Consider the following 19,038-nt stretch of genomic DNA (forward strand, 5'->3'; position numbering starts at 1 on the left):
GATCTGGAATGACGACAACGCCATAAAGGAAATTTTATTGCCATTTTAACTGTTCACGCAGACTGACCACTTCACCAATAATGGTTAAAGTCGGCGCTACGATATGATGCTCAGATACTTTGGTCGCTATATCAGCTAAAGTTCCAACAACCACATTTTGATCTGGAGTAGTACCTTTGGAAATAAGTGCAACTGGCATATTTGGACGCTGGCCGTGAGCAATCAATTGCTCACAAATGCGTTCTAAACCAACTAAGCCCATGTATAACACCAAAGTTTGGTTTTCATACACTAGCTCACTCCAAGGAAGTTCTGGTGATCCTTCTTTAAGGTGTCCTGTTAAAAAACGTACACTTTGCGCATAATCACGATGCGTGAGTGGAATACCTGCATAAGCAGAGCATCCTGACGCCGCTGTAATACCTGGCACAACTTGAAACGTAACATCAGCTTCAACTAATTCTTGAATCTCTTCGCCACCACGCCCAAAAATAAATGGATCACCACCTTTTAAGCGGCAAACACGCTTACCCTTTTGCGCATATTCAACCAACAAAGCATTAATGCCATCTTGTGGGACTGAATGATTAGAACGTGCTTTACCGACATAAATTTTTTCAGCATCGCGGCGGCACAACTCTAAGATCGGTGCAGAAACCAAACGATCATAAATTACCACATCAGCTTGTTGCATCAAGCGTAATGCTTTTAAAGTCAGCAACTCTGGATCACCGGGACCCGCACCCACTAAATAGACTTCACCTTTCGGTGCAGTCCATTCTGTTAAGGCTTGTTCAATTAAATTATTTGCCACCTCAAGATTGTCATTAAAGACTTGTTCTTTTAGTGGGCTTGCATATAAGTTTTCCCAAAAAATACGACGCTCATCTGGATTCGCAATTTTTTCTTTAACCTGTTTACGCCATTGACCAGAAAACTCAGCTAATTTACCCATACCATGTGGAATAGAACTTTCTAACTGTGTACGAATTTGACGTGATAAAACAGGTGAAGCTCCATTTGAAGCCACAGAAATAACGAGTGGTGACCGATCAATAATTGCAGGCACCATAAAACGACAATTTGGAATATCATCCACGCTATTGACGAGAAGATTACGTATCTCACATTGCTCAAAGACAGCTTTATTCACATCAGGCTGATCTGTCGCTGCAATTACTAGGCGATAAGGCGTTACTAAAATATTTACAGAAAAAGGGGCTTGGATATATTGACCCAGTGACTTCTCAACTAATTGTTGCAAATCAGGCTCAATCTCTGGTGCAATCACATCAATAATCGCACCAGCTTTGACTAATAAGTTTGCTTTGCGGTAGGCAATATGCCCACCACCCACAATCAGACAACGTTGCTGCTGCAACTTTAAAGAGATTGGGAAAATTTCCACGATACGCCTCTATATTTTTTAGATCTGATTGAGCCCAAGCAAAAACTATGCACAAATTCGATGCATTTTAGTCGATATAACTAATACCGCCCATATATGGACGTAAAACTTCAGGAATTTCGATTGAACCATCAGCACGTTGATAGTTTTCCATCACTGCAAGCAAAGTACGACCTACAGCTAAACCTGAACCATTCAACGTATGCACCAATTCGATCTTCTTCTGATCTACGCGGTAGCGTGCTTTCATACGTCGTGCTTGGAAATCACCCATGTTTGAGCAACTTGAGATTTCACGATAGGTATTTTGACTTGGCACCCATACTTCTAAGTCATAAGTTTTGGTTGCACCAAAACCCATATCACCACCACAGAGCAAAATTTTACGATATGGTAAGCCTAATGCCTGCAAAATGCCCTCTGCATGTGCAGTTAGGTCTTCAAGCGCCTGCATTGAGTGCTCAGGTTTAGAAATTTGCACCATTTCGACCTTATCGAACTGATGTTGACGAATCAAACCACGGGTATCACGACCATAAGAACCTGCTTCGCTACGGAAACATGGTGTATGTGCTGCGTATTTAAGTGGCAAACGATCGGCATCTAAGATTTCATCACGCACAAAGTTTGTTACTGGCACTTCTGCGGTCGGGATCAGGTAATATTCTTTTTCACCTTGCAACTTGAATAAGTCTTCTTCAAATTTAGGTAGCTGACCTGTACCACGTAAACTATCTGCATTGACTAAATAGGGTACATACGCTTCGGTATAACCATTTTTGAGCGTATGCGTATCTAACATAAACTGCGTCAAAGCGCGTTGTAGACGCGCCAAAGGACCTTTGAGTACGCTAAAACGTGAACCTGTTAATTTGGTTGCTGTTTCAAACTCAAGCCCACCCATCCACTCACCAAGATCAGTATGATCTTTGATCTCAAAATCAAATTGGCGTGGTGTGCCCCACTTTAAGATTTCTAAGTTATCACTTTCATCTTTACCTTCTGGAACAGATTCATCAGGTAAGTTTGGAATCGCCAGTGATTTTTGCTCTAGTTCAGTTTGCAACTCAGCAAGCGCAACTTCAGCCGCTTTGATTTCATCTCCAATGGCAGCCATACGTGCCATAATTTCAGATGCATCTCCGCCCGACTTTTTGATTTGACCAACTTGTTTTGCACCAGCGTTACGTTCAGCCTGTAAATTTTCAGCTTTGGATTGTAAATCTTTACGGCGAACTTCTAAGTCAGCCCATTCTTGTACATTAAGCTGAATACCACGTTTTGCTAAAGCAGCATTCACTGCTTCAATATTATTTCTGAGTAATTTTGGGTCGATCATAATCAATCATGAATAGAGAAAAAACTGGCTATAGTGTAAGGCTTTAACCTAAAAAAATACAGCGATTGGCAATAAACTATCAGCATCTATAAACAATGTTTAGATGCTGACTAACAACTAATTTGGCTCTTTAGGTAAGCTTGGTAAATATTCAGCCTTGATAAATTTTTTGGCTGAATAATACGGTAAAGTTAATTCGCTCATCCCTTCTGCATATGAAGCCAACTCATATAGAGGATAAACAAATACAATACCATTTACTCCATAATAAAAATTATCACTGACTTGCAATTGATCTTTCTTAATTTGGTGATCATCTAACCAGTTTTGATTAGCTGCATATAACTCATCACGAAGTTTTTGATTCATTTCGGGTTTCAACAACTCAGCAACAGTAATATGTTTCTTATTCGACAAATCAAAATTCACAAATTCTTGATGTGACATACCATGCGCAGCACCAGCTGAATATGAGTAAGTCTGAATTGCGAAAGTCGCCAAATTATAATTTTGCCCTACAAAACGTACATAGGTACTACTTTCACTTAGTAATGGTTCACCAGCAGGGACTTTTACCTGTTGATCAGCTAAGTTCGAAAATGCATTCGGCTCAGCTTTTTTCATACGATTGAGAAAATATTCATCAATCCATTTTTGATTGGTTTCAACGTTTTGTAAATCATACTTGGTACAACCATCTTCTAAGCAGACTTTTTGTTTGGGTATTTTGACTGCAATAACTTTCGCTTGAATGAGTGGAATATCAACTTTGTCCTTTTCATTAGTTGTATCTTTTTTAGGTTGGCAACCTGTTAATGCAATAACTGTCAGGATAGGAAGAAGCGGAATAATTTTTGATAATTGTGTAAAGTTCATCGTCATACAAGTCTCTGATGTTTTTCTTAACTATACAAAGCCTTGCCTACAGATAAAATTAAGAAATGTATCTACATTTTTAGCCAGTCATCCATTATGAAACTTATTCCTCTTTTTCAAAACTAATCCAGTTACAGTGAAAACCTAACGGCACACGGACTCCCAATTCTATTTCAGCTTGAACACTCATCTCTACACCTTTCACTTTAAGTATTGCCACTTTTGAAGCTTCACTGTGTATATGGTGTAAATACGTCATTAAATAACCTTGTCCCTCAGCACTTTGCGCATGCTCAGGTACGAATGTTACCTCACCCATGACCCATTGCTGACCAAAATCATAAGTGCGGTTGGTTTCTAAAACCAAATCATGGATTTTCAAAACATTGAATAAGCCATCTTGTGGAAAACCCAAAGTATATAAATAACGGTAGGAATTCCCCGTATAACGCTCATCAATTTTTGGAAATTCCTGAATATCAGTATCCACAATAATTCTACTAATACTCTTTAAATTCGAATCAATTATCCAACGTTCCAATATCGCATGTTGATCCTCATAGGCTGCATGTTGAGAATGTTCAAAATCGTTTTTATGTACTAAAACATCCAATATAATTTGGCTTTTATCATCTCGAAATGCATTCGCGGCATGGAAAATAAAACAAGGAGCAACATTGATCCAGCGGATACTCTCAGCTTCTCCATACTTCGCTAAAATACCAATACGGGCTTGATGTTGTTCATTCCATTGATAAGGCACGCTCTTGCCTGTAAATAACCGAGTGAGGGAAAATGTGAGAGGAAAATCAAAAACAATCACATCCTGCTGTGTAATGAGACAATCATGAATCATAGGACCATGTTGTAAAAAAATTTGGGTCACATGAATCAACTCCCCCTTCCCATCAATCACTTGGTAATAGGCATTTTTACGATCAAGAGCATCGTAACAAATCGCATGTAAGTGCTCCGTTTTCTGATCCTTACGAGGATGTGCGGTAAACGGCAGATCCGCATCACTATTAAAAAGCTGATAACGTTCCGCATTTAGTTCATAGTCCAAGCAGATTGGGAAAGCACCCGCCTCAATCACAGCCCACAGCTTTCCAGCATGCTTAAAGATATTTGTATTAATAACATCATGAGCCCCCCTCCTATACCCCTGTATAGATTGCTGTTTTTTATTTTCCTGAACTATATCTGTTGCAATCATTTTGCTTTTAAACCAGATCGCCTCTCCATTTTGTAGTTTCAGCCCGTGAACCATGCCGTCACCCAGATACCATTCAAACAATGTTGGTTTTTTGACATAAATTGGATTTGAACCAATTCGCAGTAATAAACCATGCAAGTGCTTTGGGATTTCTCCAGTCACTTTAAAGTTTGAAATCTCAGTTTCATTTACAGGTCGGTATACAATTTTTTGATAAATATCTTTCTCATTCCCCGAGGCATGCCGTCTTAAGAACAAACCAATAATCCTAATTATTTTTTGTTTTACAACATTCTTCAGCGATTTCAACACTGTCATTTTAGGATAATTATGAATTGCTTTCTGATCAGCCAAATCTTTCATTTTTATTAAAAATATTCTTGAATTATTATCTAAGAATAAAATAAACCATCTTTTAAATCCAATAAACTTCAAGATGAATAGATAGTATTAATCTCTAGACTGTTGAACTTGTAAAGAAAACTTTTATTAATGTCGTCCTATCATAAAAAAAGCAACCCACAGGTTGCTTTTCACTTATCCTTCATCATTTACTGATCAATAATATCCGTACCTTTCGGTGGCGTGAAATTAAAAACTGATGCAGGAATAGTTGGATTAACTTTTACATTAGTAAAGCGAACATTCGTTGTTTGACCTAAAGAATCTTGCAAGACCATTAAGTTAGGTGCCTTATTTGCACCAAAACTAATCGTTAAACTTTGAAATGCTCCATCCTCTTGTTTTGGATACAAAGTATAATAAAGCTTACTACGATCAGGCTGCGTTACGCGATAAGATTGCATAATCTGATTGGTATTCCCTGACAGTAAAAGCGCTGGGGTATTCGCAATTTGATCATCCAAACTTTGACGTACAGCTTGTTGAAGATCAGGATCATAAATCCAGACTACTTTACCTGTGGTCACAATCGTTTGTTTAGCAGGACTTGTGGTTTCCCAATAAAACTTTCCAGGTCGTTCAACTTTCATTGAACCTTTAAAAGTCTGATTCATATGTTGAGCAGTTAAACCTTTTTTCTGAACTGCTTTATTACTCGCAGCTACTTTGGTACTTTGTTCAAAATCTGCTGTGAATCTTTGTAAGCCAGAGAGTTGTTGAACCAAACTATTCGTCGCCTGCTGAGTCGATGCAGCCACGGGTGCAGCAAATACCTGACTACTCACAACAGGGGCAAGTGTAGCTACACTTAAAGTTGTTGCATAAGCGATTTTTTTTACGAAATTCATAAAATGAACCTTCTATCAGATTTTTACTGTTATGACGACATCTTACTGTTTTTGATCATTTAAAAAATGAAGAAAAGCATTGGTTTTGTGTAATTCGTGTCGCAAAGTTCTGCATTATGTATGAAGTTACAGCCTTTATGTAGAAATTGTAATAATAAAAGTGCTTAGCGATAAAGATCCAAGAAGAATACATTTTTAATGATTATGTCTGAAATGAGAAACTGTTTATCAACAATATGCTAGACGAAAAATTAGATTTTGTTAGTCTACTATAAGCTCTATTTAGAAGTATAACGAATGAAAAGTCTTGCCTTTATTCACCGTAATGATACCCGCTTTGCCATCGGTGACTTTTATCCTGCTCTTTCCGTATTCTCCTATCAAGAGTTAGGTAATACCACTTCACCTTTTTTACTCTTAGATCATCTTGGACCTGGTATTTTAGAGCCTAAAAGTAATAAAAAAGGTGTCCACGAACACCCTCATCGTGGTTTTGAAACCGTGACCTTCGTTTTTGCTGGGGAATTGGAGCATCAAGATTCAATTGGGCATGGGGGAATTATTAAACAAGGTGATGTGCAGTGGATGACAGCTGCCTCTGGGGTACAGCATATTGAACATTTCAGCCCAGAATTCAGAGAGCAAGGCGGCTATTTTGAAATGGTACAATTATGGGTCAATTTACCAGCTAAAGATAAAATGTCACATCCTCGCTATCAAAGCTTATCGAATAATACGATTCCAAAAATATTATTAGAACACGATGCTGGTTATGTCCGTGTTGTTGCAGGGCAATTTGAAAATATTCAAGGTATTGCTCAAACATTTAGTCCAATGAATGTGTTTGATGTTCATTTAAATAAAGGACATCAAATTATTCTGCCAGCAGCTCATGGAGATACAACATTAGTTTATTTACGTCGCGGTAAGGCGCAATTTGCTGAAGATGAAGACCTTTTAGAGGAACAAGCCATCGCGATGATGTCTAGTTTTGAGACCGATGTTTCAATCACCGCTTTAGAAAATTGCGACATCTTATTTCTATCTGCTCCACCTTTACAGGAACCTGTTAATGGGCATGGTTTTTTCGTAATGAATAGTTATGAAGAAATTCTACAAGCCTATGAAGACTTAAAAACGGGTGTATTTGGCAAGTAGTAAAACTAATGATCCATTTCAAAATGAAGACCAATAAAAAAACCCGCTAAAAGCGGGTTTTTTTGAACCATTAAAGCTTAAGCTTCAACAGTTACATAGCGACGGCCAAATTGACCTTTCACTTCAAATTTTACTACGCCGTCAGCAGTAGCAAATAAAGTATGGTCACGACCCATACCAACATTTGCACCAGCGTGGAATTCTGTACCACGTTGACGAACGATGATGTTACCAGCAGTTACAGTTTGACCACCGTAAACTTTAACACCTAACATCTTAGGATTCGAATCACGACCGTTCTTCGTCGATCCACCGGCTTTTTTAGTTGCCATGTCTATTTACTCCTGAGTTAGCCTGCGATACCAGTAATTTTCAACTCGGTAAACCATTGACGGTGACCTTGTTGCTTACGGTAGTGTTTACGACGACGCATTTTGATGATGCGGATTTTGTCGTGACGACCATGACCAACTACTTCTGCAGTTACTTTTGCGCCAGCTACTACTGGAGCACCGATTTGAATGCTGTCACCGTTAACAACCATCAATACGTCATCAAACGTAATAGTTGAACCAGTTTCTGCTTTCAACAATTCTACTTTAAGGGTTTCACCCTCAACAACACGGTGCTGTTTACCACCGCTTTGGATTACTGCGTACATAATGTACTCCAACATGCCCGTGTCGTCGTGTCGATAAAGGGATATACCGAACTTAAAACGAACGCCACTGGGGTTATACAAGGGGACAAATTTTAAGTGAAAATTGATCAAACAACAAGTCATTTTGCACAAATGCAAAGATATTGATAAGTTGCTTGGATTTTTTAATGAAATCAATTAGATTGATGTCGGCTTGTTTTGATTGATTCTGATCAAAATTTGAAATACATTTTTAAAAACAAATTGCGACAATAACAAACTGTGTTTTTATCAAGTCATAAGTAGAGTGATATCGGTTTATAGAGAATTGCCTTTATTTGCCTAAATTAAGACCAAAAAACTCACCGTCTTGTTGTAAATCACAGATTACATGACTTGTATAACTGTTTAGCAATAAATTAATTGATACACTTGGCAACATTATCCACCTATACGAGGTTTTCCTTCATATGGTTATCGATTTCAAGCAAGACATTCTCTCCCCTGTTGCGACAGATTTTGCTGCGATGGATCACCTGATCAATGAAGGTATAAGTTCTAAAGTTGGTCTTGTTATGTCTGTCAGTAAACATGTTGTTGAAGCTGGCGGTAAACGTATGCGCCCAATCATGTGTTTACTTGCTGCTCGTGCTTGCGGCGTCGCAAACATGGAACATGCTCAACATTTAGCTGCAATTATCGAAATGCTACACACTGCAACATTGGTGCATGATGATGTCGTTGATGAATCCAACTTACGCCGTGGTCGTCCAACCGCAAATGCCACTTGGAATAATCAAACTGCAGTTTTGGTCGGTGACTTTCTAATCGCACGTGCTTTCGACTTATTGGTTGATCTCAATAACATTACCTTACTGAAAGATTTTTCAACTGGAACCTGTGAAATTGCTGAGGGGGAAGTCCTTCAACTACAATCACAACATCAACCTGATACCACTGAAGAAACCTATCTCAGAATTATTCACGGTAAAACTTCGCGTTTATTTGAGCTTGCAACAGAAGGTGCAGCAATTTTAGCTGGCACTGAAGAATATCGAGAGCCTTTGCGTCGTTTTGCTGGTCATTTTGGTAATGCCTTCCAAATTATTGATGATATTTTGGACTACACCTCTGATGCCGACACATTAGGTAAAAATATTGGTGATGATTTAATGGAAGGTAAACCGACTTTACCGTTAATTTCAGCATTAGCTCATTCAACCGGAGATGATCATGCGATTATTCGTCGCAGTATCGCGACAGGTGGTATCGAGCATTTGGACAAAGTCATTGAAATTGTTCACAACTCAGGCGGCTTAGACTACTGTCAAAAACGTGCCCAACAAGAAACGGATGCAGCTTTAGAAGCGCTTAAAGCGCTACCAGATAATGGATATCGCCAAGCACTGATTAATTTGACCTTAATGGCCTTACATCGACTTCAATAATTTTATGAGTGCCTATGCATTTAACTTTATCTGATTTATTTTTAAAAATGCAGGAACAGCTTGATCAAAACCAAGCTGTTTTAGATGAAAATATTATCATCGAATTAATTAACCGCTTACGGCCAAAAAATCCAAAGGATGCGGACGAAGTTAAACAACAGATTCAGGGCTTCATCAAAATATTATTATTGACGCCGACATCTGCGCTCCTATTACAAAATTTCTTACTCAAACTGATTAGCCAATACAAACAGATTAGCTTATATGCTGATAGTGGTATTCTTTCATTGGATGGCTTTTGGAATCAGCTGAGTCAACGCCTTGGCGCGCACTTTCTTCCATTGGTTGAAGATGGTCAGCAGTTAAAGACTCTTATTGGAAAAGTATTTCACCAAGAAACAGATAGTCAATGGCTTGATCTGATTGAGAATCAAGACTGGATCACTTTATTTAATCTGTTAGCCGAAAGCCAAAGCAATACGATTGAAAAACAAATTTCTAAAAATGAGTTAATCAAAGCGATTACCGTTTTGTCTTATCGAATCAGTGGTATAGGTTTATATCCTGAATTTATTAATGCTCAGCCAGATATTATTGAATATGAATCTCCCTTCTTAGTTCAAAATCGAGAAATTGTTGAATTCATCGAGAAATATAAAAAACAAATTGATGATCAAGATGCGGTTATTGTAATGCCACCACCTGATGCATCTCAGGCATTCGTGATGCTAGATCAATGTCGTGAAGTTGTGCTCAAAATTCGCCGTGCAACTAAACGTATTGGTGTGAGTGTTAGCTTAACCTATTTATTGTCTCTACTTGAGCAAGCAATTGATCGTATTGAACTTTTATTGAGCTTATTGGCAAGTAAAGATGAGATACGCTATCTTGCACTGGGTGAATTACTTACCGACTTAACCAAGGCACATTATGATGAAAAAAGTGTTCGTCATTTACTCAGTTCAACCAGTGAACTGATTGCATTACAGGTCACTGAAAATGCGAGTAAAACAGGTGAACATTATGTAAGCACTGATAAAGCTGGCTTTTTTGGTATGTATAAAGCAGCAGCAGGTGCTGGTGCAATTATCGCAACGATGGCTACTTTAAAGATTTTGACTGCCCGTTTAGTGCTCGCACCTTTTACACATGCATTTTTATATAGTATGAATTATGCATTAGGCTTCATGCTTATCCATGTCTTACACTTTACCGTTGCGACTAAACAACCTGCGATGACAGCGGCGGCACTTGCAGCAACCGTACAACATCAAAAAGGCAGTAAAACAGCTCAAATTGCTGAATTGGCTGCACTGATTATCAACATTATTCGAACTCAATTTATTGCAATCCTCGGTAACATTTCGATTGCTATACCTGTAGCAGCTTTAATTACTTTTTTATGGCAATACAATCTACACGAACCTTTGCTTTCATCAACAAAAGCAACCAAAACCTTACATGATCTAAATCCGTTTACTTCGTTAGCTGTACCCCATGCTGCAATTGCTGGAATATGCTTATTTTTCTCAGGACTACTTGCAGGCTACTTCGATAATTTGGCCGTCTACCGAAAGGTTGGTCCTCGCTTAAAACAACACCAGCGTTTGAAACGCTGGATGGGACAACAGCGTTTAGATAAATTTGCCAATTATATTGAAACCAATCTTGGGGCTTTAGCTGGTAATTTTCTTTTTGGCATCATGCTTGGCAGTATGGGGACGATTGGTTTTATTCTTGGTTTACCTTTAGATATTCGACATATTGCCTTTGCCTCTGCCAATTTTATTCAAGGTCTTATGACCATCGGTAGCCCTGATATTGGTTTAATCATCGTGTCTTTTTTAGGGGTTATGCTAATCGGCCTAACTAACTTATTTGTCAGCTTTACCTTGACAATTATTGTTGCACTTCGTGCCCGACGCGTCCGCTTCGCTCAATGGAAACCACTCGCAAAATTAGTGATGACTCATTTCTTAACTCGGCCAAGTGACTTTTTTTGGCCCCCTAGCCAACCTGTACAGTTAGAAGAACAAAATAAAACTGAGCAAAAAGTGAGACATTAATCGAATTTTGTTATGTTTTTTTAATGAAGCTTATAAAAATATGAAAATGAAATTATCATAAAATTTCAAGACTTGACCAAAAGTGTACTCGCGAGTACACTTCAAAACATTCGATAACCCTGAACAATGGTTAAGCAAAAAATGAGGTTCGCATGCCGTACCTACTGCTTTGTATTGGTTGCTTTTTTTTAGGATTGGGTGTGATTGGGTTCATTTTTCCAAACACATCAAATTTAGACCTTTTTAGTGTTCAAGCTTTTTTTGAACACCGTTCATTGACGCTTAACCATGTGACAATTCTACTTTCTCTGTTGGGTGGGATGCCATTTTTATTATTTTTAACCACTTTTTTGTGTCTTTATCAAACTTGGATTAAAAACTATAAGAATGTGATTTTTATCACTTTGAGTGTGGGTGGAAGTATTGTGATTGGTTGGCTTCTGAAATGGAGTATTGATCGACCAAGACCCTTGGAGTTTTATCACTTAGTTCAAAGCTATGGCGCATCATTCCCAAGTGCCCATAGCCTTTATGCAGCAACCCTTGCGAGTTTAATGATGTTATTGCTTCAGCAACATAAATATCGCATTAGTGTCATTTTAGTATCTACGTTATGGTTTATTTTCATGGGGATATCTAGAGTTTACGCAGGGGTTCACTTTCCGACTGACGTACTCACGGGTTGGGGAATTGGGTTGATTTGGACTTCATTGCTTTGGTTTTGGCTGTATCAAAGCAATTTCAGCAACAATTTGTTTTTAGATAAGAAATCTAAATTGAGGTGGAATAATGATGTCGGCTAAGCTTTGGGCACCTGCCCTGACTGCTTGCGCATTAGCAACAAGCATTGCGCTTGTTGGTTGTAGCAAAGATCCTAAAAATGCACAGCAAACTGCTGCTGCACAAAAAATGCCACCTCCAGAAGTCGGTGTCATCGTTGCACAACCACAAAGCGTTGAACAAAACGTAGAACTTTCGGGTCGAACGTCTGCATATCAAATTTCAGAAGTTCGTCCACAAACAGGCGGCGTCATTTTAAAGCGTTTATTTGCTGAAGGCAGTTATGTACAAGCAGGTCAAGCACTCTATGAAATTGATGCGAATACAAATCGTGCAACTGCTGATAGTGCTCGTGCAACCTTATTGCGTCAGCAAGCAAATCTAAATGCGCTACGTGTGAAAGAAGGTCGTTATCGTCAATTGGTTGGAACTAATGCTGTTTCTAAACAAGAATATGATGATATCAATGCTCAAGTTCAACTCGCTGAAGCAGATGTCGCAGCATCACAAGCAGCGCTTAAAAATGCTGAAATTAATTTAGGTTACTCAACTGTTCGAGCACCTATTTCAGGACAATCGAGTCGTTCATCAGTTACCTCTGGTGCTTTAGTTACAGCAAATCAAGCTGACCCATTAGTGACGATTCAACAACTTGACCCAATCTATGTTGATATCAATCAGTCAAGTGCTGAATTATTACGTCTGCGTCAGCAACTCAGCAAAGGTAGTTTAGACAATAGCAACAATACTCGAGTCAAAATTACGCTTGAAGATGGTTCTGATTATCCGTTAGAAGGACAACTTGCATTCTCTGGCGCTAGCGTTAACCCAGAAACTGGTACAGTGACTTTACGTGCGGTATTCCCAAACCCAAATCATCTGTTATTACCAGGTATGTATGCAACTGCAAAAATTTCTCAAGCAGTTCTACCGAATGCTTACTTGATTCCTCAAGCGGCCGTAACACGTTTACCAACAGGTCAAGCAATCGCACTGATCGTAAATGCGAAAGGTGCAATTGAAACTCGCCCTATCACAACAGTCGGCGTAAAAGGTCAAGATTGGATTGTGACTGAAGGCTTAAAAGATGGTGATAAAGTTGTAGTCGATGGCGTTGCTAAGGTCAAAGAAGGGCAAGAAGTTTCTGCTAAGCCTTATCAACCACAAGCAAAAGCACCTCAAGGTCAGAATGCTGCTCCTCAGGCAAGCGAACAAAAGCAAGTCAATTCACCAAAAGCTGAACAAAAAGCTACTTCACAAGCTTAAGGGGTAGATTGCATGGCTCAATTTTTTATCCATCGCCCGATTTTTGCATGGGTGATTGCGCTGGTCATTATGTTGGCGGGTATCCTCACGCTGACAAAAATGCCCGTTGCGCAATATCCAACAATTGCTCCCCCCACGGTAACGATTTCTGCAACTTATCCTGGGGCATCTGCTGAAACAGTTGAAAATACAGTTACCCAAATCATCGAACAACAAATGAATGGTTTGGATGGCTTACGTTATATTTCTTCAAACAGTGCAGGTAATGGTCAAGCATCTATCAATTTAAACTTTGAACAAGGCATTGATCCAGATATTGCTCAAGTTCAAGTTCAAAACAAACTTCAATCAGCTACAGCACTATTACCTGAAGACGTACAACGTCAAGGGGTACGAGTGACTAAGTCTGGTGCAAGTTTTATGCAAGTTGTTGCATTTTACTCGCCAGATGGCAGCTTATCTGCATCAGATATTAAAGACTATGTAAACTCAAACATCTCTGAACCACTTAGTCGTGTTGCAGGTGTCGGTGAAGTGACTGTATTTGGTGGTTCTTATGCAATGCGTATCTGGTTAGATCCAGCGAAACTTACCAGCTTTAATCTCACACCTTCAGATGTTGCTGCGGCTATACGTTCACAAAACGCTCAAGTTGCAGTAGGTCAATTAGGTGGTGCTCCAGCAGTTCAGGGTCAAATTTTAAATGCGACTGTAAATGCACAAAGTATGTTGCAAACACCTGAGCAATTTAGAAATATTTTCCTTAAAAACACTGCGGATGGCGCACAAGTTCGTTTGAGCGATGTAGCACGTGTTGAATTAGGTTCTGATAACTATCAATTTGATTCTAAATTCAATGGTAATCCTGCAGGTGGTGTTGCAATTAAACTTGCAACGGGTGCGAATGCACTTGATACCGCTGCAGCCGTTGAAAAGCGCTTATCTGAACTACGCAATAACTACCCAAGTGGTTTAAAAGACAAACTTGCGTATGACACAACGCCATTTATTAAGCTATCTATTGAAAGTGTAGTTCACACACTGATTGAAGCTGTGGTATTGGTATTTATCGTGATGTTCCTGTTCTTACAAAACTGGCGCGCAACAATCATTCCGACCCTTGCGGTTCCTGTTGTTGTATTGGGAACATTTGCTGTTATTAATATCTTTGGCTTTTCGATCAATACGCTGACGATGTTCGCAATGGTACTAGCGATTGGTTTGTTGGTCGATGATGCGATCGTTGTAGTAGAAAACGTCGAACGTGTCATGCAAGAAGAGCACTTAGAGCCTGTAGCAGCGACTGAAAAATCGATGGGGCAAATCTCTGGTGCATTGGTTGGTATTACCAGTGTATTAACAGCGGTATTCGTACCAATGGCATTTTTTGGTGGTACGACTGGGGTTATTTATCGCCAGTTCTCAATCACTTTAGTCACTGCAATGATTTTATCTTTAATCGTTGCATTAACGTTTACCCCTGCCCTATGTGCGACTTTGTTAAAGCAACATGATCCGAACAAGCAAGAAAGTAATAATATTTTTGCGCGCTTCTTCCGTTGGTTTAACCGTAGCTTCGATAAACTTTCAGTGAAATACCAAGGTGGTGTCAATCGTATGACACACCATAAAATTTTCTCTGGGATTATTTATATCGTAGTGATTGCTGGTTTGGTTGGTCTATACAAAGTGTTGCCATCTTCTTTCTTACCAGAAGAAGACCAAGGCGTAGTTATGACTTTAGTTCAGTTGCCACCAAGCGCTAGCTTAGAACGTACTGATAAAGTTATCACCACAATGACCGATTACTTCCTGCATAAGGAAAAAGATCATGTTGATTCGATCTTTACCGTTTCTGGTTTCTCGTTCACTGGGGTCGGTCAAAATGCGGGTCTCGCCTTCATTAAATTGAAGGACTGGAGCGAACGTACAACACCTGAATCACAAATTGGTGCGATTATTCAGCGTGGTATGGCACTCAATATGATTGTAAAAGATGCTTCTTACATCATGCCATTACAATTGCCTGCTATGCCTGAATTAGGCGTATCATCAGGATTTAATATCCAGTTGAAAGATGTCAGTGGTCAAGGTCATGAAAAACTAATTGCGGCACGAAATGCAATTTTAGGTATGGCATCACAAGACAAACGTCTTGCAGGTGTTCGTCCGAATGGTCAAGAAGATACACCTCAATACAAAATCACTGTTGATCAAGCGCAAGCTGGCGCAATGGGTGTCAGTATTAGTGATATTAACAGCACCATGAGCATGGCTTGGGGTGGCTCTTATATCAATGATTTCGTTGACCGTGGTCGTGTCAAAAAAGTTTATGTCCAAGGTGAAGCGGATACTCGCATGATGCCTGAAGACCTAAACAAATGGTATGTACGCAATAACAAAGGCCAAATGGTTCCATTCTCAGCATTTGCTAAAGGCGAATGGACGTATGGTTCACCACGTTTAGAACGTTATAACGGCGTATCATCAGTCAATATTCAAGGTACTCCTGCACCGGGTGTTAGCTCTGGTGATGCAATGTTAGCAATGGAAGAAATCATTGGTAAGTTACCGTCTATGGGCTTACAAGGTTTCGACTATGAATGGACTGGATTATCTTTAGAAGAACGTGATTCTGGTAATCAGACACTGCCTTTACTGATTCTTTCGTTATTGATTGTATTCCTATGTCTATCGGCATTATATGAAAGTTGGGCAATTCCGATTTCTGTATTATTGGTTGTACCTTTAGGTATTATCGGTGCCTTTACATTGACATGGTTGGGTATGGTGATTAAGGGCGATCCAAACTTGTCCTTTAATATTTACTTCCAAGTCGCGATCGTAGCAGTCATAGGTCTTTCTGCCAAAAATGCAATTTTAATTGTAGAATTTGCTAAAGAATTGCAGGAGCAAGGTGAAGATCTATTTGATGCAACCTTACATGCTGCAAAAATGCGTTTACGTCCAATTATCATGACAACACTTGCTTTTGGTTTTGGTGTTTTACCATTAGCGTTAGCAAGCGGTGCTGGTGCTGGTAGTCAGCACTCAGTCGGTTATGGTGTACTTGGTGGTGTAATTTCTTCAACACTTTTAGGTATCTTCTTCATCCCTGTATTCTTCGTGTGGATTCGTAGTATCTTTAAGTACAAACCTAAAACTTTAAATACTCAGGAGCATTGATCGTGATGCAAACTGTTTGGTCTATTTCCAGTCGTGGCATTGCAATCTCTGCACTCGCGCTCTCTTTGGCTGCCTGCCAAAGTATGCGCGGGCCAGAGCCTGTTGTGAGCACAAATACTCCTGAAAGCTACGCGTCTTATGGTAATGCTTCTGGAAAATCGATTGCTGAACAAGGTTATAAAGACTTTTTTGCTGACCAACGTTTATTACAGGTCATTGATTTGGCTCTTGCTAATAACCGCGATTTACGTACTGCTGCATTGAATATCCAAAAAGCTCAACAGCAATATCAAATCTCAGAAAATAATCAATTGCCAACAATCGGAGCAAGCGGTAGTGCTGTGCGCCAAGTCAGCCCTTCTCGTGATCCGAATAATCCTTATTCAACTTATCAAGTTGGTTTAGGTCTCACCTCTTATGAACTTGATTTCTGGGGACGCGTACGCAGCTTGAAAGATGCTGCATTAGACAGTTATCTAGCAACTCAAAGTTCGCGTGATGCAACGCAAATCAGTTTAATCAGCCAAGTCACTCAAGCTTGGTTGAATTATTCATTTGCAAGTGCACAACTCAAACTCGCAGATCAAACCCTCAAAGCGCAACAAGATTCATTTAATCTGAATAAGAAACGTTTCGATGTAGGGATTGATAGTGAAATTCCTGTGCGTCAGGCACAAATTTCAGTTGAAACTGCGCGTAATGACGTTGCTAATTACAAAACACAAATTGCTCAAGCGCAGAACTTGTTAAACTTGCTTGTTGGTCAGCCTGTTCCTCAGAACTTGCTGCCTCAACAACAAGTGACTCGCATTACTCAGCAAAATGCGTTAAGTGCAGGCTTACCAAGTGATTTGTTAAATAACCGTCCAGACGTGAAAGCTGCCGAATATCAACTCAGTGCTGCTGGTGCAAATATTGGTGCAGCAAAAGCACAATTATTCCCAACCATTAGTTTGACTGGTTCGGCAGGTTATGCATCAACTGACTTGAGTGATTTATTCAAATCAGGAAATGCGTTATGGTCTATTGGGCCAAGTATTAACATGCCAATCTTCGATTGGGGTACACGCAAAGCGAATGTGAAGATTTCTGAAACGGATCAAAAAATTGCACTTGCTAACTATGAAAAGTCAGTACAGTCTGCTTTCCGTGAAGTGAATGATGCACTTGCAACGCGTGCCAATATTGGTGATCGTTTAACAGCTCAACGTCGTTTAGTTGAAGCAACAAATACGACTTATAAACTTTCTAATGCTCGCTTCCGTGCAGGTATTGATAGTTACTTAACCGTATTAGATGCGCAACGTTCAGCATATTCGGCTGAGCAAGGTTTATTGTTGTTACAACAAGCGAACTTAAATAGCCAAGTGGAACTCTATAAAACGCTTGGTGGAGGTTTAAAAGCCAATACAAGTGAAACTGTAAACCCACAACCGTCTAGCGCACAAATTCACGCCGCTCAATAATTTTGATTATTTTCGGTTTAAAAGCTCACTTCGGTGAGCTTTTTTATTGCAACACATGCAAATTTTTCTTATCTTCAAAGATAGCATATCAATGATTTAGACAAATACTATGTTATTAAGCAGTTTAGAATCTATGCCCGGGCATACTATTTTACGTCAGTTAGATGTTGTTTATGGCAGCACCGTTCGTAGTAAACACGTTGGTCGTGACCTTATGGCTGGTTTGAAAAACATCGTGGGTGGTGAACTGACAGGTTATACAGAATTACTTGAAGAATCTCGTCAAGAAGCAACTCAACGTATGATTGATAAAGCGCGAAGTTTGGGTGCAAATGCTGTTGTCGGAATCCGCTTCTCGACCTCAAATATCGCTCAAGGTGCATCTGAACTCTTTGTCTATGGAACAGCGGTCGTAGTCCAACCGATTACCCCAAAACTTCCTGATCCATTTAACGCTTAGGCATTTCTATGAGTGGATTAATTTTTCAGGTTATTCTTTTCTTGATTCTATTTTCAGTCGGTTGGGGATTTGGTCGTCATATCGAACAAAAACATTTACGTGAACTAGATGAAAAAGAAAAACAATTTGCCCATATTCGAATTGATACCAATCGATTTGTTGAAACATCAGCAAAGGGGCAATTGGTGAGTAGCAATGTTGTAATCTCACATGATTACTTTAAATATGTACTTGCTAATATTCAGAACTTTTTTGGTGGTCGCCTGACCAGTTATGAAAGTGTGGTTGAACGCGCACGTCGTGAAGCCATGCTCCGCCTCAAGCAAGAAGCAGATCGAATAGGCGCAAATCATATTATGGGAGTTCGTCTTAGTACCACAGAATTAGGTATGCAAGGTGGTATGGTTGAAGTATTTGCTTATGGTACGGCAGTCCATCATTAACATTAAAAAAATCCTGTGCAACTCACAGGATTTTTT

Annotated in this window: 16 protein-coding genes; 9 read left to right on the forward strand and 7 right to left on the reverse strand. The window is 39.4% G+C overall.

The genetic code is table 11. From position 1 onward, the window contains the following. Positions 1–34: 34 nt before the first annotated feature. The 5 genes from cysG to lolA form a co-directional block, all read right to left on the reverse strand. Positions 35–1,408 (reverse strand): siroheme synthase CysG, encoded by a 1,374-nt coding sequence (gene cysG, locus IEV17_RS10380; RefSeq protein ID WP_004664490.1) that lies wholly within the window; start codon positions 1,406–1,408, stop codon positions 35–37. Positions 1,409–1,475: 67 nt separating this feature from the next. Continuing rightward, positions 1,476–2,747: a serine--tRNA ligase gene (gene serS / locus IEV17_RS10385; RefSeq protein ID WP_004664492.1), complete on the reverse strand. Its 1,272-nt coding sequence runs from the start codon at positions 2,745–2,747 to the stop codon at positions 1,476–1,478. 117 nt (positions 2,748–2,864) lie between these two features. Beyond that, entirely contained in the window at positions 2,865–3,629 is a 765-nt protein-coding gene (locus IEV17_RS10390) for an RsiV family protein (protein WP_004664493.1), read from the reverse strand. A gap of 97 nt (positions 3,630–3,726) precedes the next feature. After that, positions 3,727–5,202, reverse strand: a complete 1,476-nt coding sequence (locus IEV17_RS10395; RefSeq protein ID WP_004664496.1) for a carotenoid oxygenase family protein — start codon at positions 5,200–5,202, stop codon at positions 3,727–3,729. A gap of 188 nt (positions 5,203–5,390) precedes the next feature. After that, complete coding sequence (gene lolA / locus IEV17_RS10400; protein WP_004664497.1) at positions 5,391–6,089, reverse strand: outer membrane lipoprotein periplasmic chaperone LolA; 699 nt, start codon at positions 6,087–6,089, stop codon at positions 5,391–5,393. A gap of 297 nt (positions 6,090–6,386) precedes the next feature. Between lolA and IEV17_RS10405 the strand changes: the two genes are divergently transcribed. Next, positions 6,387–7,247: a pirin family protein gene (locus tag IEV17_RS10405; RefSeq protein WP_004664498.1), complete on the forward strand. Its 861-nt coding sequence runs from the start codon at positions 6,387–6,389 to the stop codon at positions 7,245–7,247. Positions 7,248–7,324: 77 nt separating this feature from the next. On the opposite strand, the gene rpmA is transcribed toward IEV17_RS10405, so the two are convergent. Further along, positions 7,325–7,579, reverse strand: a complete 255-nt coding sequence (rpmA, locus tag IEV17_RS10410) for a 50S ribosomal protein L27 (RefSeq protein WP_004640422.1) — start codon at positions 7,577–7,579, stop codon at positions 7,325–7,327. Positions 7,580–7,596: 17 nt separating this feature from the next. Next, complete coding sequence (gene rplU, locus IEV17_RS10415; protein WP_004664501.1) at positions 7,597–7,908, reverse strand: 50S ribosomal protein L21; 312 nt, start codon at positions 7,906–7,908, stop codon at positions 7,597–7,599. Positions 7,909–8,357: 449 nt separating this feature from the next. Here rplU and sdsA point away from each other — a divergent pair, with 449 nt between their 5' ends. The 8 genes from sdsA to IEV17_RS10455 all read left to right on the forward strand — a co-directional run bounded on the left by sdsA (position 8,358) and on the right by IEV17_RS10455 (position 19,002). Further along, the gene (gene sdsA, locus IEV17_RS10420) at positions 8,358–9,335 is read left to right on the forward strand and encodes an All-trans-nonaprenyl-diphosphate synthase (RefSeq protein ID WP_004664503.1); all 978 of its coding nucleotides are present in this window, start codon (positions 8,358–8,360) and stop codon (positions 9,333–9,335) included. Positions 9,336–9,349: 14 nt separating this feature from the next. Then, the gene (locus tag IEV17_RS10425) at positions 9,350–11,401 is read left to right on the forward strand and encodes a site-specific recombinase (protein ID WP_004664504.1); all 2,052 of its coding nucleotides are present in this window, start codon (positions 9,350–9,352) and stop codon (positions 11,399–11,401) included. A 152-nt stretch (positions 11,402–11,553) separates the two neighbouring features. Next, a complete protein-coding gene (locus tag IEV17_RS10430; protein ID WP_004664505.1) occupies positions 11,554–12,204 on the forward strand; it encodes a phosphatase PAP2 family protein in 651 nt (216 codons plus the stop codon). Next, a complete protein-coding gene (locus IEV17_RS10435; RefSeq protein WP_004664506.1) occupies positions 12,191–13,447 on the forward strand; it encodes an efflux RND transporter periplasmic adaptor subunit in 1,257 nt (418 codons plus the stop codon). The genes IEV17_RS10430 and IEV17_RS10435 overlap by 14 nt, the downstream gene beginning before the upstream one ends. Before the next feature lie 12 nt (positions 13,448–13,459). Beyond that, a complete protein-coding gene (adeJ, locus tag IEV17_RS10440; protein ID WP_004664507.1) occupies positions 13,460–16,633 on the forward strand; it encodes a multidrug efflux RND transporter permease subunit AdeJ in 3,174 nt (1,057 codons plus the stop codon). 5 nt (positions 16,634–16,638) lie between these two features. Continuing rightward, positions 16,639–18,099 carry a multidrug efflux RND transporter AdeIJK outer membrane channel subunit AdeK gene (gene adeK / locus IEV17_RS10445; protein WP_004664509.1) on the forward strand — a complete coding sequence of 487 codons (1,461 nt, stop codon included), beginning with the start codon at positions 16,639–16,641 and terminating at the stop codon, positions 18,097–18,099. A 109-nt stretch (positions 18,100–18,208) separates the two neighbouring features. After that, on the forward strand, positions 18,209–18,559 hold the full coding sequence (locus IEV17_RS10450) for a YbjQ family protein (protein WP_004664510.1): 351 nt from the start codon (positions 18,209–18,211) through the stop codon (positions 18,557–18,559). An 8-nt stretch (positions 18,560–18,567) separates the two neighbouring features. Continuing rightward, a complete protein-coding gene (locus IEV17_RS10455) occupies positions 18,568–19,002 on the forward strand; it encodes a YbjQ family protein (RefSeq protein ID WP_004664511.1) in 435 nt (144 codons plus the stop codon). Positions 19,003–19,038 lie beyond the last annotated feature (36 nt).

Source organism: Acinetobacter modestus (assembly GCF_014636095.1).
Taxonomy (GTDB): Bacteria; Pseudomonadota; Gammaproteobacteria; order Pseudomonadales; family Moraxellaceae; genus Acinetobacter; species Acinetobacter modestus.